Origin of the sequence: Pseudoxanthomonas mexicana (assembly GCF_010093385.1) — a bacterium.
Lineage (GTDB): Bacteria > Pseudomonadota > Gammaproteobacteria > Xanthomonadales > Xanthomonadaceae > Pseudoxanthomonas_A > Pseudoxanthomonas_A mexicana.
Map to the genome: position 1 here is coordinate 1 of NZ_PDWV01000068.1, position 18,383 is coordinate 18,383.

Sequence of the window (18,383 nt, forward strand, 5' to 3'; positions counted from 1 at the left end):
GGGGGACTCTCCGGCATCGGGGGCCTCTTCCATGTCTTCGGGCGTGGCATCACCCACCCAGCGGCGCCAATGATGCGCCGGCGGGGTTTCCGCGCGCAGGCGCGAGCGCGAGGGCTCATCCTGCGGGCGGGACGTGGAATCGAGGACGGACATCAGGCTTCCCCAAGCTGAGCCCCATTATGCGATCAAGTTCACGGCCGAGGCAGGAGGGCCATGATCCCCGAAGCGCCGGCCCCTGTCACGGGCCGGAGGTCGGGGGTGTCGCCTGCGCCGAGGGCGCCGTCTGCAGCAGGCGCTTCAGTCCGCGCGAGACCTTGCGCCAGACCCACCACACCGCCACGGCGATCAGCAGCGACACCCCGATCACCAGACATAACGCAATCCAGGGGTGCGCAAAGGCCAACGCCAGCCCGCCGACCACCACGGCATCCTCGGTCACCGAGGCGGCCCAGTTGCTGACCGGCTCGGGCGAGGTGTTCATCAGCGCACGCGATCCGCTTTTCAGTACATGGCTGGTCAGGGCGATGCCGGCCCCCGCGGCCAGCGCGCCGCCGCTCAGCTGTCCGTCAGGCGACAGCGTGGCCGCGGCGAGGAAGGCACCCGCCGGCACGCGGGCCAGGGTCTGCAGCAGGTCCCAGCCCGAATCCACGCCCGGGATCTTGTCGGCGAAGAACTCGGCCAGGGCCAGCGCACCGGAGGTGCCCAGCACCCACCAGGACTGGGTGGCCTGCAGCGCGGGCGGCAGGTCCAGCCAGCCGAGGGCGCCGGCCAGGCCCACGCCGAACACGGTGAGGTAGACGCGGATCCCGGCCATCCATGCCAACAGGATCCCAATTACGAAAAGATGCGCTTCGGACATCCAGGCCACTCCCGTTAGACTCGTGGGCTCGCGCCACTGCGGCGAGTATAGGGGTCCCGTCTGGCTGCCGGCTGAGCATCGCCCGCCGCCCGTCTGTCATGTCCGCACCTGTTCCTTCCCGCTTCCGGATCGTGCCTCGCGACGCGGCCGTACGCCGCCGCGGCACGTCGCTGTTGCTGGGTCTGGCCTGGCTCGCCAGCCTGGGCGCGGTCTGGTTCGTCGCCAGCCATACCGCGGCCCCGCGCCTGGCGCAGGCCGATGCGGCGCGGATGCGCGCGGAGCAGGCGTTGCAGGCGGCGCAGGCCGAGGCGCGCACGCTGCGCCAGCGCGAATTCACCCTGGCCCGTTCCGACCAGATCAGCCGCGCAGCCAACGCCGAGGTCCAGGATGCGCTGGCCGAGCGCGACGAGGAAATCGCCGCACTGCGCGCCGACGTGGCCTTCTACGAGCGCCTGGTGGGATCGACCAGCCAGCGCAAGGGGCTCAGCGTGCACGTGGCCGAGTTCGCCCCGGAAGCCGGCGGCACCTGGCGTTACCAGATCATGCTGACGCAGACGCTCAACCGCGGCGCGATCAGCCAGGGGCAGATGCGTTTCAGCGTCGAGGGCGTGCGCGACGGCAAGCTCACCGCCGTGCAGTGGGACGAACTGCACCAGCAGCGCGGCGCGCCCGGACAGACCTATTCCTTCCGTTATTTCCAGCAGTTGGACGGCAACGTGATGCTGCCGCACGGGTTCACGCCGCAACGCGTCAAGGTGACGCTGAACGGCGAGGACGCGGCGGTGGAGCAGGCCTTCGACTGGAAAACCGCCACAGCCGCAGGAGGCAAGTGAGATGTTCAAGCCCAAGCCCATCCGTCCCGACGTGGGCGCCATCGACACCCTGATCGGTCCCCAGGTCACCATCCGCGGCGACGTGATGTTCAGTGGTGGCCTGTACGTGGAAGGGCACATCCAGGGCAAGGTGATCGCCGAAGCCGGGGAACGCGCCGTGCTGACCCTGGCCGAGCAGGGCAGCATCGAGGGCGAGGTGCAGGCACCGGTGGTGGTGATCAACGGTCGCCTGACCGGCGACGTGCACGCGCACGAGCGCATCGAACTGGCGGGCAAGGCCCGCGTGCAGGGCAACCTGCACTACAAGGTGGTGGAGATGAGCGCGGGTGCGCAGCTGACCGGGCGCCTGGTGCATGCCGATGCCGTGCCCGCCGCGGGGCACGAGGGCGCGGTCCAGCCGGAAGCCTGGGCGGCCGCCGACGCCTGACCGGGCATTCAGAGCCCGCTGGGACCGGCCGCGCTATCCTGCGGCCATGAACGCCAGGCCCGCTCCGCCGACCGTGCCACCGCCCCGTTTCCGCAAGGGGCCGGTGATCGCCGGCATCGCCGTGGCCATCGCCCTGGTGCTGGGTGGCTGGGGCCTGTGGCGCGGGCTGGCAGGCGGCGCTGGCGATGAGGCCACGCCTGCGCAGCTGCGCGCGCAGCAGCGCCGGATCGAATCGCTGGAACAGCAGGTGGCTACGCTGTCGCGCTCGGACCAGATCAGCCGCGATGCCAACCGCGACCTGCAGGCCACGCTGTCCGAACGCGACGAGGAAATCGCCGGCCTGCGCGCCGATGTGGCGTTCTACGAACGCTTCGTCGGTGCCACCGCCCAGCGCCGCGGTCTGTCCGTGCATGAACTGACCCTGCAGCCCCAGGACGAGCAGGCCTGGCACTTCACCGCCACGCTCACCCAGAACCTCAATCGCGGCGCCGTGAACGCCGGCCGCCTGCTGGTATCGGTGGAAGGTACCGAGGCCGGCAAGCTGCGCCGCCTGGCCTGGTCCGACCTGCGCCAGCAGCCGAACGCACCGGGCGTGCCTTACTCGTTCAAGTATTTCCAGCAGGTCGAAGGCGACCTGCTGCTGCCGCCTGGCTTCAAGCCCGTCCGGGTCATCGCGCGGGTGGTGCCACAGGGCGGTGCCGCGGTGGAACAGTCGTTCCCGTGGGCGCAGGCCGCGGCGAAGGAAGGCGCGGGCGAGGGCGCCGACACGCACTGAGCTTGAACTGACTTCCGCCAGCCCCCATCCTTCCGCCATGACCACCGTCGTCTCACTGCCCACCGCACCTGTCGCGCCCGGCTACCAGTCGATCGACCGGCCGCTGAACTTCACGCCCGCCGCGGCAGCGAAGGTGCGCGAACTGATCCACGAAGAGGGCAGCGACAGCCTGGCGCTGCGCGTCTACATCCAGGGCGGCGGCTGTTCGGGCTTCCAGTACGGGTTCGAGTTCGACGAGAACCGCGCCGAGGACGATGTGGCCGTCGATACCGATGGCGTCTCGCTGCTGGTGGACCCGCTGAGCCTGCAGTACCTGATGGGCGCGGAAGTGGACTACAGCGAAAGCCTGCAGGGGGCGCAGTTCGTGATCCGCAACCCCAATGCCAAGACCACCTGCGGCTGCGGCAGCAGTTTCAGCATGTGAACCCCGGCCTGCCGCGTTCCGTGACAGGTCCGATCGCTCTTCCCGTTCCGCTGGCCGGCTTCGCCTTCGCAGGCGATACGCTGGACCGCGCCGATGCGCTGCGTGACGATGCCGAGGCGTTGGCGCGCCTGTGGCCGTCCGCGCGCGTGCTGCTGCTCGACGAGGACGGGCGTGCGTTGGCGGACGAGGCGGGCATGTTGTCCGCGATGTCGGGCGCGACGCTGGGCGGCGGTCCGGGCGCCAGCCTGTTCCTCGGCCTGAAGGACGGGGAGGCCTGGTTCGCCGCCGATGCGCGGCACCATCCGGTGGATGCGCCTTCCCGGATCGACCTGCGCCGCGCGGCGGCGGCATGGCCCGCCTTCGAAGCCGGCGTGTTCGCCATGGCGCGCGCACTGCTGCACTGGCAGTCCGCCACGCGCTTCTGCAGCGCCTGCGGCGGCGCCATCACGTTCCGGCGCGCGGGCTACATCGCCCATTGCACCCACTGCGGCAAGGACCACTATCCCCGCGTCGACCCGGCCGTCATCGTCGCCGTCAGCGATGGCGAGCGCCTGCTGCTGGGGCGGCAGGCGGCCTGGCCGCCCAGGCGCTACTCGGTGGTCGCCGGTTTCGTCGAGCCCGGCGAGACGCTGGAGCAGACCGTGGCGCGCGAGGTGCTGGAAGAGACGCAGGTGCGCGTGCGGCATTGCCGCTATCCCGGTTCGCACCCCTGGCCGTTCCCCGGCGCGCTGATGCTCGGCTTCAGCGCGGGCGCCGAGCCCGGCCCGCCGCAGGGCGATGGCGAGCTGGAGGACGCGCGCTGGTTCACGTTCGAGGAGATCGACGCGGCGCTGGTCCGGGACGGCAATGACGACGGGGCCGGCCTGCTGCTGTCGCCTTCCATCTCCATCGCGCGCGCCCTGATCGAACATTGGCATGCCGGCATGCGGACGCGCCGCGTGGATGCGCCGATGCACGCCGAGACCGGGCATTAACGGGCGGCGGGACTAGAATCCCCCTGCTGGAGGAACCGCATGTCGATCACGCTTGTCGCTGTCGTGCTGGCGCTGGTGCTGGGCCACGTGGCCCCTTCGCTGGTCGCGGCGTTCCGCCGGCACGCCTGGTACGACGCATGGCTGCGCTGGTTGGGCGAGGGCGGTCGCGGCAGTGCCGGATTCTGGGGCGGCCGTTACGGCATCGCGCTGGCGCTGGCGCCGGTGTTGCTGGTGGTCGCGCTGCTGCAGTGGCTGCTGGACGGGCCGCTGTACGGTCTGCCGGGCCTGCTGTTCGACATCGCGGTGCTGGTGTATGCCTGGGGTCCGCGCGATCTCGACGTGGATGTGGAAGCGATCATCGACGCGCACGATGCGCCCACGCGCCGCGCCGCCATCGCGCGCCTGGGCCTGACCGGAGAAGCGGCGGCGCTGGACGGTCCCGCGCTGGTCGAAGCGGTGTTCGCCAATGCCCTGCGCCGCTGGTTCGGCGTGCTGTTCTGGTTCCTGTTGCTGGGGCCGGTGGGGGCGCTGCTCTATCGCCTGTCCTCGCTGGCCGTCGACGGCGAGTCGGCGACCGAACTGCCGGAACAGACCCGCGCGGGCGCGCGCGCACTCGTCACCGCCCTGGACTGGCCGGTGGCCCAGCTGATGACGCTGGCGATGGCGCTGGGGGGCAACTTCGACACCGTGTTCTCGGCCTGGCGCGAAGCGGGCGGCACGCAGTTCCGTCTGCACACCGGCTTCCTGGGCAGCGCCGCGCGCGCCAGCGTACGCGGCGAACTGGCGGAAGAGGCCGAAGAGTACGCCGAGGAAGGCATGGTGCAGGCCATGCGTGAGCTGCCCGAACTGCGCGACGCGATGAGCCTGGTGTGGCGCATCCTGCTGCTGTGGCTGGCAGTGCTGGCGGTGTTCGTGATCGGCGGCTGGGTGGGCTGACCCGGGACATGAAAAAGCCCGCCGAAGCGGGCCTTTCCATCGCAGGCTTTGCTGCCCGGTTACTGCGAGAGCGCCGCCATGCCGCCCATCGCGAAGATGAAGATGATGTAGAGCACGACCAGGGACACGCCGGCGATCGCCGACCACATGGCCCACTTCTTCGCCTTGTCCGAGGCTTCCTGTGCGCCCGCGACGTCGCCGGCGGCCAGCTTGCCGTTGACCTGCGCGGCGAACACGATCGAGACGATGCCCAGCGGCAGGCAGCAGAACAGCGTGGACAGGATCGCCCACACAAGATTGTTGGGCACGTAGGACGAGGTGGTGTTCAAGCGAAGGTTCTCCGGGTGGATGGAGTGGAGGGAAAAGGGTAGCCGCGTGCGCTGCTCAGCCCGGGGCCAGCATCGAGAAGGGGAACCAGGGCAGGTTGCGCGCGATCCAGTAGGCCGGCAGCAGGATCAGCCAGAACCGCGGCGCCAGCAGGACGCGCATGACGGGCTCCAGCGTGCGCGGGCGCCAGCCCTGTCCGTGCGCGATCATCATCGGGATGGTCGGCAGCAGCAGCATGGCGAGCGGGTTCATCGCGAACGCGCGCGCCAGATCGCCGTGGACCAGTGCATGCAGCGCGCGGGTCAGCCCGCAGCCGACGCAGAAATAGCCGGTCAACGCACGGAACATGCAGCCGGGGAACGGGCTGTGCGCCGCGTTCGGATCGAATTCCCGCAACAGCCAGACGCCGACGGCGGCCGCAAGGGCCGCCGCCGTCAGTGCCAGATAGTGCGGGGCACGCAGTGCGATCACTGCGACTGCTGGATCTGTTCCATCATCATCATGTACTGCTCCATGCCGCCGGTGGCGAACATGGCGATGTTGATCAGCAGGCCGATGATGGCGAACGCCGTGGCGACCCAGCACCAGGTCTTGGCATTGGCCGACGCGCGCTGCGCGCCTTCCAGGTCGCCCTGGTTGAGCTTGCCGTTCACCTGCGACGAGAACACGATGGCGACGATGCCGATCAGGCCGAGCGGGCAGCACAGGCAGGTGGCCAGCACCGTGGACACGATGGCCCACGCCAGGTGATTGGGCACGTTGCCCGGTGCGGTGGTCGGAGGCATGGGAGGTACGGCGCTCATGCAGGCGTTCCTTGTAAGGAGTGGAGAGATCGTGCGAGCCGGCTTACACGCCGCTCAGGCCGCCCAATAGTGCCAGACCGCCGAACAAAAAGAACCACAGCACGATCAGGATGGGGGCGATCAGCGCCGAGGCGATGGCCCAGTTCAACGCCTTGCGCGAGGCCTCCTGTGCGCCGACCAGATCGCCTGCGGCGCGCTTGCCGTCCACCTGCGCGGCGAACACGATGGACACGATACCCAGCGGCAGGCAGCAGAACAGCGTGCTGAGGATGGCCCACACCAGATGGTTGGGAACGTAGGGGCCTGGCGTGGCGGGCGGGACTGCGCTCATGACGGTTCTCTTGCGGCAGGAAGACGGACGGGAACGTCCACCGCAGGCGGCAGGCACGTGTAGCGAACGAGGATCCCCGCGGACAGCCTAGCCGGGATGGCGGCCGGGTGGAAGCATCACGCCGCGTCGCCGCGCAGCGCCCGCACGCGGGCCTCCAGTACATCGGCGGTGGCCGTCGCGCCGTCCATCGGTTCGCCCGCCATCACCTCGACGTGCGCGCGGAAGCGGCGCGGCACGCGCATGCGGCCCAGGCGTGTATCGCGCCGGCTCCACATGCTGGTCCACATCCCCTTCAGGGCCATCGGCACCACCGGCACCGGGCGGCGTTCCAGGATCTTCTCCACGCCGGACTTGAACGCGGCGATCTCGCCGTCCTTCGTCAGCGCGCCTTCGGGGAAAATGCCCACGATCTCGCCCGCCGCCAGCGCCGCGTCGATCTCCTCGAACGCGTGGCGCATCAACTCCGGATCCTCCTTCGCGCCGGCGATGGGAATCGCCTTGGCGGTGCGGAAGATCCAGCTCATCACCGGGATGTTGAAGATCCTGTAGTACATGACGAACCGCACCGGACGCGGAATGGTGGCGGCCAGGATCAGCGCATCCATGTAGCTGACGTGGTTGCACACGATCAGCGCCGGGCCTTCGTCCGGCACGTTCTTCTCGATGCCGTGCAGGCGCAGCCGGTACAGCGTGCGCACCAGCAGCCAGCTGAGGAAGCGCATCAGGAACTCGGGCACGATCGTGAAGATCCAGATCGCCACCACGGCGTTGGCGATCGCCAGCGCCAGGAACATCTGCGGACTGCTCCAGCCCAGCCCGCGCTGCAGGGCCAGGCCGGCCAGCGCGGCCAGCACGATGAAGCCCGAGTTCTGGATGTTCAGTGCGGCGAACACGCGCGCCATCTGCGAGGCGTGCGTGCGGCTCTGGATCAACGCGAACAGCGGCACCACGAAGATGCCGGTGAACAGGCCGATCCCCAGCAGGTCCACGATGAGGCGCGCGCTGCCGGGCTGGTGCAGGAACTGCGCCAGGTCCAACCCGCCGGCGGGCGCCAGGCCGGGCCGCGCGAAATACAGGTCCAGCAGGAACGCGCTCATGCCGAACGCGCCCACCGGCACCAGGCCGATCTCGACCGTGCGGCCGGACAGCTTTTCGCACAGCAGCGAACCCACGCCGGTGCCGATGGAGAACAGCGCCAGCGCGAACACGTACAGCGTGGCCGAATCGGCCGGCCCGCCCAGGTGGAGCTGCGCGTAGGTCGGCAGCTGCGAGGTCAGCAGGGTGCCGAAGAACCAGAACCACGACACGCCCAGGATCGCGTTGCGCACGGCCAGCTGCTGCTTGGCCATGCGCAGCACGGCCAGCGACTCGGGAATCGGATTCCAGTGCACCTTCAGGTCGGGCGCGCCCGCGTCCATGCGCGGGATCATCCGCGACAGCACGTTGCCGAGCACGGCGAGCAGCACGATGGCGATGGCGGCGGCCTGCGGGCCATGCGCGCCGGCCACCTGGAAGATCATGCCGCCGGCGATCATGCCGCACAGGATCGAAATGGACGTACCCATCTCGACCAGGCCGTTGCCGCCGGTCAGTTCCTCCGGCTTGAGGATCGCCGGCAGCACGGAATACTTCACGGGTCCGAACAGCGTGGACTGCACGCCGGTGCAGAACAGCGCCACCAGCAGCAGCGGCAGGTTCTGCAGCAGGAAGCCCACGGCCGCCAGCGACATGATCACGATCTCCATGGTGGTGGTGATCACGATCAGCCGCTGCTTCTCCAGCTTCTCGGCGATCTGGCCGGCGATGGCGGAGAACAGGAAGTACGGCAGGATGAAGATGGCGGGCGCCACGATGGCGTAAAGCGCGCGGTCCTCGGTGCTCGCGCCCAGGAAGATCAGCAGGCCGATGATGGCCTGCCGGTACACGTTGTCGTTGAAGGCGCCCAGGGCCTGGACGGTGAAGTAAGGCAGGAACCGCCGTTGTGTCAGCAGCGAGAACTGGCTGTAGCCGGACATGCGCCCTCCGTGGGTTGCGCGCAGCCTAGCAAATCGCGGTGACGCTGCCAGCCGGCGCGCCCGACAGTGTTCCGTTTGCGGCGTTGATGCCGCCCGGTGGCGGGCGGATAGTGGCGCCCCCCACGTCTTGATGTCCCTGCCATGAGCCCGCTGTTCTCGCCGCTCGATTTCGGGCCGCTGCGCCTGTCCAACCGTATCGTCATCGCGCCGATGTGCCAGTACTCCGCGGAGGAGGGGCGGGCCACCGACTGGCATGCCTTCCATTGGCCCAACCTCGCCCAGTCCGGTGCCGGCCTGGCGATCGTCGAGGCCACCGCGGTGTTGCCGGAGGGCCGCATCAGCTGGGCGGACCTGGGCCTGTGGGACGACACCACCGAGGCCGCGTTCGCCCGGGCGCTGGCGGCGACGCGCCGCTATTCGAAGATGCCGCTGGGCGTGCAGCTGGCGCACGCGGGGCGCAAGGCATCCACGCATCGCCCCTGGGAACACGGCGGCGCGCAGATCCCGCCGGAAGCGCCGCACGGCTGGCAGACGGTGTCGGCATCGCCGGTTCCCTACAGCGCAGGCCAGCATCCGCCGCACGCGTTGGACCAGGCGGGCATCGACGCCGTCATCGCCGCCTTCGCCGCAAGCGCGCGCCGGGCGGCCCGCCTGGGCCTGGACCTGATCGGGATCCACGCCGCGCCCGGCTACCTCCTGCCCCAGTTCCTGTCGCCGTTGAGCAACCAGCGCGACGACGCCTACGGCGGTTCGCTGGAGAACCGCATGCGCCTGCTGCTGCAGGTGTTCGATGCGGTGAAGGCCGCGGTGCCGGCCTCGATGGCGGTCGGCGTGCGCATCTCCGCCACTGACTGGGTCGATGACGGCTGGGACCTGGCGCAGAGCCTTGTGCTGGCGAAGGCGCTGGAGGCGCGCGGCAGCCACTTCATCCATGTGTCCAGCGGCGGCCTGCATCCGGCGCAGAAGATCGAGCTGGCGCCCGGCTACCAGGTGCCGTTCGCCGAGGCGATCAAGCGCGAGGTGGGCATGCCGGTGATCGCCGTCGGCCTGATCACCACGCCGCAGCAGGCCGAAGGCATCCTGCAGCAGGCGCAGGCCGATGCGATCGGCATCGCCCGCGGCATCCTCTACGACCCGCGCTGGCCATGGCATGCAGCCGTGGCGCTGGGCGAGCGGATCGCCATCGCGCCGCAGTACCTGCGCAGCGCGCCGCGCGAGTACGCGGCGAGCTTCGTGCAGGCCCAGTAAGGTTCAGGCGTCCGCGCGTTCGCGCGCGATCGCGCGCCAGCCGATGTCGGTGCGATGGAACTCGTTCGTCCATCGCACCTTCGCGACGCCCGCGTACGCGTTGCGCTGCGCATCGGAGACCGACTCGCCCAGTGCGGCCACGCACAGCACGCGCCCGCCGGCGCTGACGACGCGGCCTTCCGCATCCAGTGCCGTGCCGGCATGGAAGACCTTGGCCGTCGCGGGCACGTCGTCCAGTCCGGCGATCACGTCGCCGGTCCGCGGCGTGTCCGGGTACGGCGCGGCGGCCATCACCACGCCCAGCGACGGGCGCGGGTCCCACTGCGCCCCGGTCGCGTCGAGCTTGCCGTCGATCGCCGCTTCCACCAGGTCCACCAGGTCCGACTGCAGGCGCAGCATCACCGGCTGCGTTTCCGGATCGCCGAAGCGCACGTTGAATTCAATCACCTTGGGCGCACCGCTGGCATCGATCATCAGGCCGGCATACAGGAAGCCGGTGAACGGCACGCCATCGGCGATCATGCCCTGCACGGTGGGGTTCACCACCTCGCGCATGACCCGCGCATGCACCTCGGGGGTCACCACGGGCGCGGGCGAATAGGCGCCCATGCCGCCGGTGTTGGGCCCGGTGTCGCCGTCGCCGACGCGCTTGTGGTCCTGGCTGGTGGCCATCGGCAGCGCGGTGGCGCCATCGACCATCGAGATGAAGCTGGCTTCCTCGCCCTCCAGGAATTCCTCGATCACCACGCGCGCGCCGGCATCGCCAAAGGCGTTGCCCGACAGCATGTCGCGCACCGCGGCCTCGGCTTCGTCCAGCGTCATCGCCACGATCACGCCCTTGCCCGCCGCCAGGCCATCGGCCTTCACGACGATCGGCGCGCCTTTCTCGCGGATGTAGGCCAGCGCCGCCTCGACATCGGTATGCACGGCATAGAACGCGGTGGGAATGCCGTGGCGTGCCAGGAAGTCCTTGGCGAACGCCTTGCTGCCCTCCAGCTGCGCGGCGGCCGCCGTGGGGCCGAAGATGCGCTGGCCCGCCAGGCGGAAACGGTCCACCACGCCCGCTACCAGCGGCACTTCCGGGCCGACCACGGTCAGGCCCACGCCTTCATCCTGCGCCAGCGTCAGCAGGCCCTCGATATCGGTGACCTTGATCGCGACGTTGCGGCATTTCGTCTCCGTCGCCGTGCCCGCATTGCCGGGCGCGACGATCACCTCGTCCACGCGCCGCGACTGCGCCAGTTTCCATGCCAGGGCGTGTTCGCGACCGCCGGAACCGATGACCAGGACTTTCAAGGGGCATTCCTCATGCAGGGATGGCGCGATCACGCCGGCGGCGCCGGGCACTCGCTTACGGGAAGTTCGGTTTCGAAGAACAGCGTGTCGTGGCGGTCGACGAAGCGTCGCACCAGCACCGCGTCGGTGCCCCGCAGCGGCTCGATGGCCGGCAGTTCGCACAGCGATGCCATCTGCTGCTGCTCGCTCTGGCGCAGGGCGTCGAACCCGGGCACCTGCCGGGTCTTGTCCGCATCGCCCGTCGGGCTGCGTACCAGCAGCACCAGGCGGTTGCCTTCGACCGACACCGATTCGGTCACCAGATCCTCGAAGTAGGGCGCGGGCAGGGTGCGTGCAAGGGTGTCGCGTGCCTGCTGCAGGGCGCGCCGCGTGTCCTGGCAGCCGGTCATTGCGAACAGGCTGGCCAGCAGCACCAGCAGGGCGGGATACCGTCGCTTCGTCATGGGCATGCGTGCTCCGGCAAGGATCGGGCGAGAGTGAATACGTCGTGGCGGGCGACCGCCGCGTCGGTGACGCGACGGATCGCATCATGGTCGTCGCGGGTGCCGGCGCGGATCCACATGGCGGTCGGTCAGTGGCGGAAGTGGCGCACGCCGGTGAACACCATGGCGATGCCGTGTTCGTCGGCCGCGGCGATCACTTCGCCGTCGCGCATGGAACCGCCTGGCTGGATGACCGCCTTGATGCCTGCCGCGGCGGCGGCATCGATGCCGTCGCGGAACGGGAAGAACGCGTCGCTGGCCATCACCGAACCCTCCACCACCAGGTTCGCGTCGGCGGCCTTGATGCCGGCGATGCGTGCCGAGTACACGCGACTCATCTGGCCTGCGCCGACGCCGATGGTGCGGTGGTCCTTCGCGTAGACGATGGCGTTGGACTTCACGAACTTGGCCACCTTCCATGCGAACAGCAGGTCGTCGAACTGCGCCTGCGTCGGCGCGAGCTTGGTCACCACCTTCAGCTCGTCGCGTGTCACCACGCGGTCGTCGGCGGTCTGCATCAGCATGCCCGAGCCCACGCGCTTGGTGTCGATGAAGCCGCGCGAGGCCGGGTCAAGCGGAATGCGCAGCACGCGCACGTTGGCCTTCTTGGCCGCGTAATCGAGCGCGCCCGGTTCGTAGTCCGGCGCGATCAGCACCTCGACGAACTGGCGGTCCAGGATGACCTTGGCCGTGGCCGCGTCCAGCGTGCGGTTGAAGGCGATGATGCCGCCGAAGGCGCTGGTCGGGTCGGTGGCGTAGGCCAGTTCGTAGGCGTCGCCGCAGGCCACGCCGACGGCCACGCCGCAGGGATTGGCGTGCTTGACGATGACGCAGGCCGGCGCATCGAACTGGCGCACGCATTCCCAGGCCGCATCGCTGTCGGCGATGTTGTTGTAGCTCAGCTCCTTGCCCTGCAGCTGGGTGAACGTGGCCAGCGATCCGGGCGCGGGATACAGGTCGCGGTAGAACGCGGCCTGCTGATGCGGGTTTTCGCCGTAGCGCAGGTCCATCACCTTGACGAAGTTGCCGTTGGCCTGCGCGGCGAACGCGGCGCGTGCGGGGACGTCGCCCGAGGGCTCGGTGACGGAGGACAGATAGGTGCTGATCGCCGCGTCGTACTGGGCCACGCGGTTGAACGCGGCCACCGACAGCGCGAAACGCGTGGCCGCCGTCAGCGCGCCGCCGTTCGCGTCGAGCTGGGCCACCAGGTCCGCGTACTGCGAGGGATCGGTGGCCACCGCCACGCGCGCGAAATTCTTCGCGGCCGAGCGCAGCATCGCCGGTCCGCCGATGTCGATGTTCTCCACCGCGTCGGCCAGGGTGCAGCCGGCCTTGGCGGTGACCGCTTCGAACGGATACAGGTTCAGCACCAGCAGGTCGATCGCGCCGATGCCGTGCTCGGCCATGACCGCATCGTCCACGCCGGCGCGGCCCAGCAGGCCGCCATGCACCTTCGGGTGCAGCGTCTTGGCGCGGCCGTCCATCATTTCCGGGAATCCCGTGACCTCGGCGACATCGCGCACGGCCAGGCCGGCGTCACGCCATGTCTTGGCGGTACCGCCCGTGGACAGCAGTTCCGCGCCGTGGCGCGCCAGCGCGTGGGCCAGGTCGAGCAGGCCGGTCTTGTCGGAAACGGACAGCAGCGCCCGTCGCACGGGCAGGAGATCGAGGGTCATGGGCGGGGCGGTGCGGAGCGGGGCGCGGATTATAACGCGCCGCAGCAACCGGTCCCGGGGAGCCTCAGGCCAGCCCGTAGTCCTTGAGCTTCTTGCGCAGCGTGGCGCGGTGGATGCCCAGCATGGCCGCGGCGCGGCTCTGGTTGCCGTCGCAATGGTTCAGCACTTCCACGAACAGCGGGATTTCCATTTCGCGCAACACGATCTCGTAGACGTCATCGGCTTCGCAGCCATCGAGATCGCGCAGGTAGCGGCGCACCGACTGGGCGACATGCTCGCGCAGCGGTGGACGCGCAGCGGCGCGTGGCGTGTCCTGGCGGGTGGAGGCAGCGTTCAATCGGATCCCCTGGCGCAACAGCAGCAGATGTCCGCCATGTGCTTGTGGGTATGCGGCGGGGGGACGAGTCTAGCGCCTGATCGCGGTGCGCGCATCCGCTTTTTGATGAACCGGGGGCGTTAACGGAAGTCGAAGGAGAACGCGACGACGTTCGCGCTGGGTTCGCGGATGCGCACCGCCATCTGCGCGCTCTGCCCCGGGCCGATCGGGACCGGTCGCTCGTCCTGCGGCAGATAGTCGTCCGGTTGCAGCGCGCGCGCGCCCAGCGTGCGGCCGTCGGCATCCTTGAGCGTCAGCAGGATCACCGGCCAGGCCTGCGCCCAGCGCGCATCGTTGCGGAAGGTCGCCTGCGCCTGCAGCGTGCCGGGCTGGCCCAGGATCGGACGCACGTCGCGACTGAGCATGGTGAAGGCGGTCGGTTCGCGCCAGGTGGGTACGTCGCAGCGGAACGCGCCGCACAGCGCCATCACCAGGGGACGCCAGGTCGCCTGTGTCGCCAGTCGTGCACGATCGGCCAGCACGATCTGCACGCACAGCAGCAGGGTCAGCGCGACGACCGCCGCCCATTGCCGGCGGGTCTTTCGCGTCTGCACCGACGTGGTGCGCGCAGCGTGCAGGAAGCGGGGGGCGGTGGTCCTGCGCGCAGGACCGGGCGCCGGCTCAGGCGTGATGTCCGCCGTCGCGGCCGGGCGTGCACCGGCATGCACGCTGTCCTCGCCTGACGCGATGTCGTCGACCTGCGGCGCGGCTTCCGGGACATCCCGTGGCGCGACATCCGCATGCACTGGCGGCAGGTCCGCCGGGCCGGATGCGTCATCCTGTCGCGTCTGTGCGGAGGTTGCCGCCGGGTGGAGGAAGATCGCCAGACTGGGCGACCCGCCACCCGCGGGGGCGTCGGCGGTCAGGGTGGCGCCACAGTGCGGGCACGGCGCGGGCGATGCATCGTGCGGGGGTTCCGGATCGACAGGGCGTTGGCACTGCGGGCAGGAGATCGGCATGGGCTTATTCAACCACGCGCGCACAGGGGCGTGTTGTGACCGTGGGCGTGGCGCGCCCGCAGCTCAGCGGCGAATGCCGTCGATGCGCATCCAGTCGCCGTCGCGGGTCGCGGACAGGGCATCGAACCAGGGCTCATAGCGCGCCAGCAGCTCGTCTTCCTGTCCCTTCAGGATGCCGGACAGGGCGATGCGGCCGCCGGGCGCGACGCGTGCGGCAAGCCGTTCCGCCAATGCATCGAGGGCCGACGCCAGGATGTTCGCCACCACCACCGGATAGGTCGTCACCGGTTCGTCGTCGGGCAGATACACGCTGAAGTCCGCGTCCACCGCGTTGCGCTGCGCGTTGTCCGCGCTGGCCAGCAGGGCCTGCGGGTCGTTGTCCACGCCCACCGCCTTCGCGGCGCCCAGTTTGAGTGCCGCCAACGCCAGGATGCCGGACCCGCAGCCGAAATCCAGCACGTGCCGGCCTTCCAGCAGGCCATCGGCGGCCAGTGCGTCCAGCCAGCGCAGGCACAGCGCGGTGGTCGGATGGGTGCCGGAACCGAATGCCAGTCCCGGGTCGAGCCGCACGATGGCCGCATCGTCGCCGGCATCGGACGGCACGTCGTGATTCCACGGCACGATGAAGGTACGCGCACCGAAGCGCATGGGCTGGAACTGGTCCAGCCAGGCGCGCTCCCAATCCTCGTCCTCGACCTTGCGGAAACCGACCTGCGTCCAGTCCAGTCCCGGGTCGAAGGCCTCCAGCGCGGCGAGCAGGGTCAAGGCATCGGCGTCGGCGTCGAACAGGGCGGTCAGTACCAGCGCTTTCCACAGCGGCGTCTCGCCCACGCCGGGCTCGAGGATGGCGTGCTCGTTACCGGTGTCGGCATCGGCATCCAGCAGCGTGACCGACAGCGCGCCGACATCCTCCAGGGCGGTCTCGTAGCGCGGCTGCTCGACTTCGGTGCAGCGCAGGGCGAGTTCCAGATAGGGCATGCGGGGTACGAAGGGCGTGGACAGGAGGCGATTGTCTCATGCGCCTTCCGCACCCGGGGCGATGAAAGGCGGGATGGGGCGCGCAGGCGTGCGCGCGGCGCGTTGAAAGGCCTGGACGCTGCCCGGATAATGGTCGCGTGCCCCGGAAGCTGCTGATGCCGATGATGCTGGTGGGCCTGCTGGGCGCGCTGGCGTGGATTCCGCTGCGCCAGGCGGGCCTGTTGCCGTCGGCGTTCTCCACCGCTCCCGCCACGCAAACCGCCGGCGAAGTTTCCGCCGATGCACCGCCCACTTCCGAAGCGAGGCTACGCCCTGTCGCCCTGCGCGCGACGCCCGCGCTGTCCCCGCTGAGGCGCGCGTTCGAAGAAAGCGCCGACCTGTTCGCCTACTCCCGCGAGCTGATGGTGCTGGCCTCGGCCGGCGATGCCGATGCCATGTGGCTGCTCAGCCTGGTGCACGACTACTGTGCCGGCTATGCGGCAGACCCGGTCGGCTACGCGCAGGACACCCGAGTGATCGAGCGTCTCGGACTGTCCGGCGGTGCGGCCATGCTGTCCGCGCGCCAGCGCGTGCAGCAGCGCTGCGCGCGTTTCGTGCCGCAGGACGGTTTCTCGTTACCGATGATCGTCAACCAGCGTACGCAGGCGGCGCGCGCTGGCAGCCTGGCCGCCGAAGCCGCGCTGCTGGCGATGGAGCGTCCGCTGGAAGACGGCGACGCCTACCGCCGCGACCTGGTGCAGCGCGTGCTCGATTCCGGCGATCCGTTCGCCTTCGTCGCCATCGCGCCCGCGATGGGCAGCGCGGGCGGTGCGCATCGCGACACGCTCGGTGAAGTCTCCGGAAGCGAGCTGAGCGAGATCGCGTGGCGTATCGCCTCGTGCAGGCTGGGCATGGACTGCAGCTCGGGGGGATCGATGATGACGAACTACTGCGTCAATGGCGGCATCTGTTCGCAGGATGAAACGCAGGATTTCAGCAGCTTCGCGCGGGACGCCGGCATCCCCCGCCAGGGCGAAGACAACGTGGAAGAGATGGTGGGGACCTTGCTGTCCCGCACGGGAGTCGAAGGATGAAATACAAGCGCACGCGACCGGGGAGCAATCTGCTGGTCTGGAGCCTGGTGGCGGTGGCCTACGCGGCGGCGGCGGCCACGCTCGTCATCGAGACGCGTGACCCCGAGTACCGCGATCTGTCGCGGATCGGGCACATGACGATCCACGCGCCGGAAGACGCCCGCCGCCTGGGGGCCGCGCAGGTCGCCGCGCTGTACCGCGCGCGCAGCGGCACGCCGTTCTCGACGCTTTCGCCCGGCAGCACCATCAGGGTGGTATGGCCCGACGGCTCGGCCGAGACGGTGCGCATCACCGATCCGTCGTCGCCGCTGGGCGTGGAGCCGGTGCCGGGCACCCAGCAGGCGCCGCAGTAGCGCGACGCGCGTGGCGCGCAGGGTGGGCATGCGCAGGGGCCGGGAGACGCACTCCCGGCCCTTGTCGTTTTCGACGGGATCGGGCGATGTCAGCCGCCGATCAGACCCTTCAGCAGGCTGCGCAACGGCTTCTTCTGTTCCTGTGGCTGCGCTTCGCTGTCGTCTTCCATCTCCTGCATCCGCGACAGGTCCATGCCCAGCATCGCGCTGCCGGTGGATTTGGTGCGCACGCGCACGCTCCATTCGGGATTCCACGGTTGCTTGGGGTCCGACGGCCTGGGCGGCCAGGCGATGTGGCTCTCGGGACCGTAGGCGATGACGCTGAGCAGGCCGCCGCCGCCCTCGCGCCCCGCTTCGCCGGGACCGGCGAAGATGCCCTTCGGTATCGCGCACTGGGTGGCGGTGCGGGGCAGCAGTACCTTTTCCTTCGTCCAGCGTTCGATCAGCGAGCCGGTCAGGTAGTCGAAGATGCCCTGTCCTGCATCGGGCACGTCCGCGCTGCTCCACAGCACCACGTCCTTGCCCTGGGTGCCGACCGCATGGAGGAAATACGCCTGTGCGCGATTGACGGGCGTCCAGCGCCACGTCTGTCCGTCGGCGAGTGAGCCGGTGCTCTGCAGGTCGATCTTCGGCATGAAGTCGGCGACCTGCTTCAGCTCGAACGCCAACGATTCGGGGATGCCCGGCCCGGTGATCCGGTGCGCGCCCTGCAGCGATGCGCCATCGGGCACGCGCTTGCCGGACTTCGGATTCGGCCACAGGGCGTAGGCGGGGTCGGCTTCGATGTCGCGATCCGGCGCATAACGGCCCTGCATCGAGCCGCTGACTTCCACCTTGCCGCCACTGGCGCTGATGCTGATGATCTTCGGCTGGCCCGGTCGCACGGTGCTGCCGCACCCCCAGTAGACCAGCAGGCGGGCCTGGCCCTCGGGCGGTGCGTACTCGCCGCGGCGCTCGGGCGGTGCGGGCGTGCGCACCGGCGGCACCAACGGCAGCGATGCGCCCAGGCGCAACCCGGCGGGAATGCGCTGTTCGGCTTGCTTGCCGGGATTGGGGCGGTTGTACAGCGCGATGTCGAGGTATTGCCCCGTCATCATCGGCATCCGCGTCTGCCCGTAGTGCGCCTGCTGCGCACCGCCACCCATCATGCGCGAGGCCATGCCGCCGAGCGGGCCGAGGTCGGGCATGCCGGCCATGTGGTGGGTGGCCACATCGATCCATACCTGCGTGGGCGGGCC

Annotated in this window: 22 protein-coding genes; 9 read left to right on the plus strand and 13 right to left on the minus strand. The window is 69.7% G+C overall.

Annotated features, from left to right (window positions below; genetic code table 11):
- Positions 1-238: 238 nt before the first annotated feature.
- Entirely contained in the window at positions 239-859 is a 621-nt protein-coding gene (locus CSC76_RS17060; RefSeq protein ID WP_162111167.1) for a DUF4126 domain-containing protein, read from the minus strand.
- A 98-nt stretch (positions 860-957) separates the two neighbouring features.
- On the opposite strand from CSC76_RS17060, the gene CSC76_RS17065 reads away from it, so the two are divergent.
- From CSC76_RS17065 to CSC76_RS17090, 6 genes are read left to right on the plus strand one after another with little or no spacing between them, the layout of a single operon-like run.
- Positions 958-1,692: a DUF6776 family protein gene (locus CSC76_RS17065; RefSeq protein WP_162111168.1), complete on the plus strand. Its 735-nt coding sequence runs from the start codon at positions 958-960 to the stop codon at positions 1,690-1,692.
- 1 nt (position 1,693) lies between these two features.
- Positions 1,694-2,119 (plus strand): bactofilin family protein, encoded by a 426-nt coding sequence (locus CSC76_RS17070; RefSeq protein ID WP_162111169.1) that lies wholly within the window; start codon positions 1,694-1,696, stop codon positions 2,117-2,119.
- Between the two features lie 46 nt (positions 2,120-2,165).
- Entirely contained in the window at positions 2,166-2,894 is a 729-nt protein-coding gene (locus CSC76_RS17075) for a DUF6776 family protein (protein WP_162111170.1), read from the plus strand.
- Positions 2,895-2,931: 37 nt separating this feature from the next.
- Positions 2,932-3,318, plus strand: a complete 387-nt coding sequence (gene erpA, locus CSC76_RS17080; protein WP_162111171.1) for an iron-sulfur cluster insertion protein ErpA — start codon at positions 2,932-2,934, stop codon at positions 3,316-3,318.
- 20 nt (positions 3,319-3,338) lie between these two features.
- A complete protein-coding gene (gene nudC, locus CSC76_RS17085) occupies positions 3,339-4,292 on the plus strand; it encodes an NAD(+) diphosphatase (RefSeq protein ID WP_238395051.1) in 954 nt (317 codons plus the stop codon).
- A gap of 39 nt (positions 4,293-4,331) precedes the next feature.
- A complete protein-coding gene (locus CSC76_RS17090; RefSeq protein ID WP_162111172.1) occupies positions 4,332-5,228 on the plus strand; it encodes a hypothetical protein in 897 nt (298 codons plus the stop codon).
- 59 nt (positions 5,229-5,287) lie between these two features.
- Here the strand turns inward: CSC76_RS17090 and CSC76_RS17095 are convergent, their stop codons facing one another.
- From CSC76_RS17095 to CSC76_RS17115, 5 genes are all read right to left on the minus strand, one after another.
- Complete coding sequence (locus tag CSC76_RS17095) at positions 5,288-5,557, minus strand: CD225/dispanin family protein (protein WP_162111173.1); 270 nt, start codon at positions 5,555-5,557, stop codon at positions 5,288-5,290.
- A 55-nt stretch (positions 5,558-5,612) separates the two neighbouring features.
- Complete coding sequence (locus CSC76_RS17100) at positions 5,613-6,023, minus strand: DUF2752 domain-containing protein (protein ID WP_162111186.1); 411 nt, start codon at positions 6,021-6,023, stop codon at positions 5,613-5,615.
- The gene (locus CSC76_RS17105) at positions 6,023-6,358 is read right to left on the minus strand and encodes a CD225/dispanin family protein (RefSeq protein WP_162111174.1); all 336 of its coding nucleotides are present in this window, start codon (positions 6,356-6,358) and stop codon (positions 6,023-6,025) included. The genes CSC76_RS17100 and CSC76_RS17105 overlap by 1 nt, the downstream gene beginning before the upstream one ends.
- A 43-nt stretch (positions 6,359-6,401) precedes the next feature.
- Positions 6,402-6,689, minus strand: a complete 288-nt coding sequence (locus CSC76_RS17110; RefSeq protein ID WP_162111175.1) for a CD225/dispanin family protein — start codon at positions 6,687-6,689, stop codon at positions 6,402-6,404.
- Between the two features lie 116 nt (positions 6,690-6,805).
- Entirely contained in the window at positions 6,806-8,704 is a 1,899-nt protein-coding gene (locus CSC76_RS17115; RefSeq protein WP_162111176.1) for an MFS transporter, read from the minus strand.
- Between the two features lie 141 nt (positions 8,705-8,845).
- Here CSC76_RS17115 and CSC76_RS17120 point away from each other — a divergent pair, with 141 nt between their 5' ends.
- The gene (locus tag CSC76_RS17120) at positions 8,846-9,952 is read left to right on the plus strand and encodes an NADH:flavin oxidoreductase/NADH oxidase (RefSeq protein ID WP_162111177.1); all 1,107 of its coding nucleotides are present in this window, start codon (positions 8,846-8,848) and stop codon (positions 9,950-9,952) included.
- A 3-nt stretch (positions 9,953-9,955) separates the two neighbouring features.
- Here the strand turns inward: CSC76_RS17120 and purD are convergent, their stop codons facing one another.
- The 6 genes from purD to prmA all read right to left on the minus strand — a co-directional run bounded on the left by purD (position 9,956) and on the right by prmA (position 15,719).
- Positions 9,956-11,248 (minus strand): phosphoribosylamine--glycine ligase, encoded by a 1,293-nt coding sequence (gene purD, locus CSC76_RS17125; RefSeq protein ID WP_162111178.1) that lies wholly within the window; start codon positions 11,246-11,248, stop codon positions 9,956-9,958.
- Positions 11,249-11,277: 29 nt separating this feature from the next.
- Positions 11,278-11,697 carry a hypothetical protein gene (locus CSC76_RS17130; protein ID WP_162111179.1) on the minus strand — a complete coding sequence of 140 codons (420 nt, stop codon included), beginning with the start codon at positions 11,695-11,697 and terminating at the stop codon, positions 11,278-11,280.
- A gap of 122 nt (positions 11,698-11,819) precedes the next feature.
- Positions 11,820-13,406, minus strand: a complete 1,587-nt coding sequence (gene purH, locus CSC76_RS17135; RefSeq protein ID WP_162111180.1) for a bifunctional phosphoribosylaminoimidazolecarboxamide formyltransferase/IMP cyclohydrolase — start codon at positions 13,404-13,406, stop codon at positions 11,820-11,822.
- Between the two features lie 64 nt (positions 13,407-13,470).
- Positions 13,471-13,743 (minus strand): DNA-binding transcriptional regulator Fis, encoded by a 273-nt coding sequence (gene fis, locus CSC76_RS17140; RefSeq protein ID WP_162111181.1) that lies wholly within the window; start codon positions 13,741-13,743, stop codon positions 13,471-13,473.
- 119 nt (positions 13,744-13,862) lie between these two features.
- The gene (locus CSC76_RS17145; RefSeq protein ID WP_238395054.1) at positions 13,863-14,741 is read right to left on the minus strand and encodes a DUF3426 domain-containing protein; all 879 of its coding nucleotides are present in this window, start codon (positions 14,739-14,741) and stop codon (positions 13,863-13,865) included.
- A 63-nt stretch (positions 14,742-14,804) separates the two neighbouring features.
- A complete protein-coding gene (gene prmA, locus CSC76_RS17150; protein WP_162111182.1) occupies positions 14,805-15,719 on the minus strand; it encodes a 50S ribosomal protein L11 methyltransferase in 915 nt (304 codons plus the stop codon).
- Positions 15,720-15,856: 137 nt separating this feature from the next.
- Here prmA and CSC76_RS17155 point away from each other — a divergent pair, with 137 nt between their 5' ends.
- Positions 15,857-16,792, plus strand: coding sequence for a hypothetical protein (locus CSC76_RS17155; RefSeq protein WP_238395055.1), 936 nt, complete (start codon positions 15,857-15,859; stop codon positions 16,790-16,792).
- The gene (locus tag CSC76_RS17160; RefSeq protein WP_162111183.1) at positions 16,789-17,145 is read left to right on the plus strand and encodes a hypothetical protein; all 357 of its coding nucleotides are present in this window, start codon (positions 16,789-16,791) and stop codon (positions 17,143-17,145) included. Before CSC76_RS17155 ends, CSC76_RS17160 begins: the two co-directional genes overlap by 4 nt.
- Before the next feature lie 89 nt (positions 17,146-17,234).
- On the opposite strand, the gene CSC76_RS17165 is transcribed toward CSC76_RS17160, so the two are convergent.
- A partial coding sequence (locus CSC76_RS17165) for a hypothetical protein (protein ID WP_162111184.1) occupies positions 17,235-18,383 on the minus strand: 1,149 nt, incomplete at its 5' end.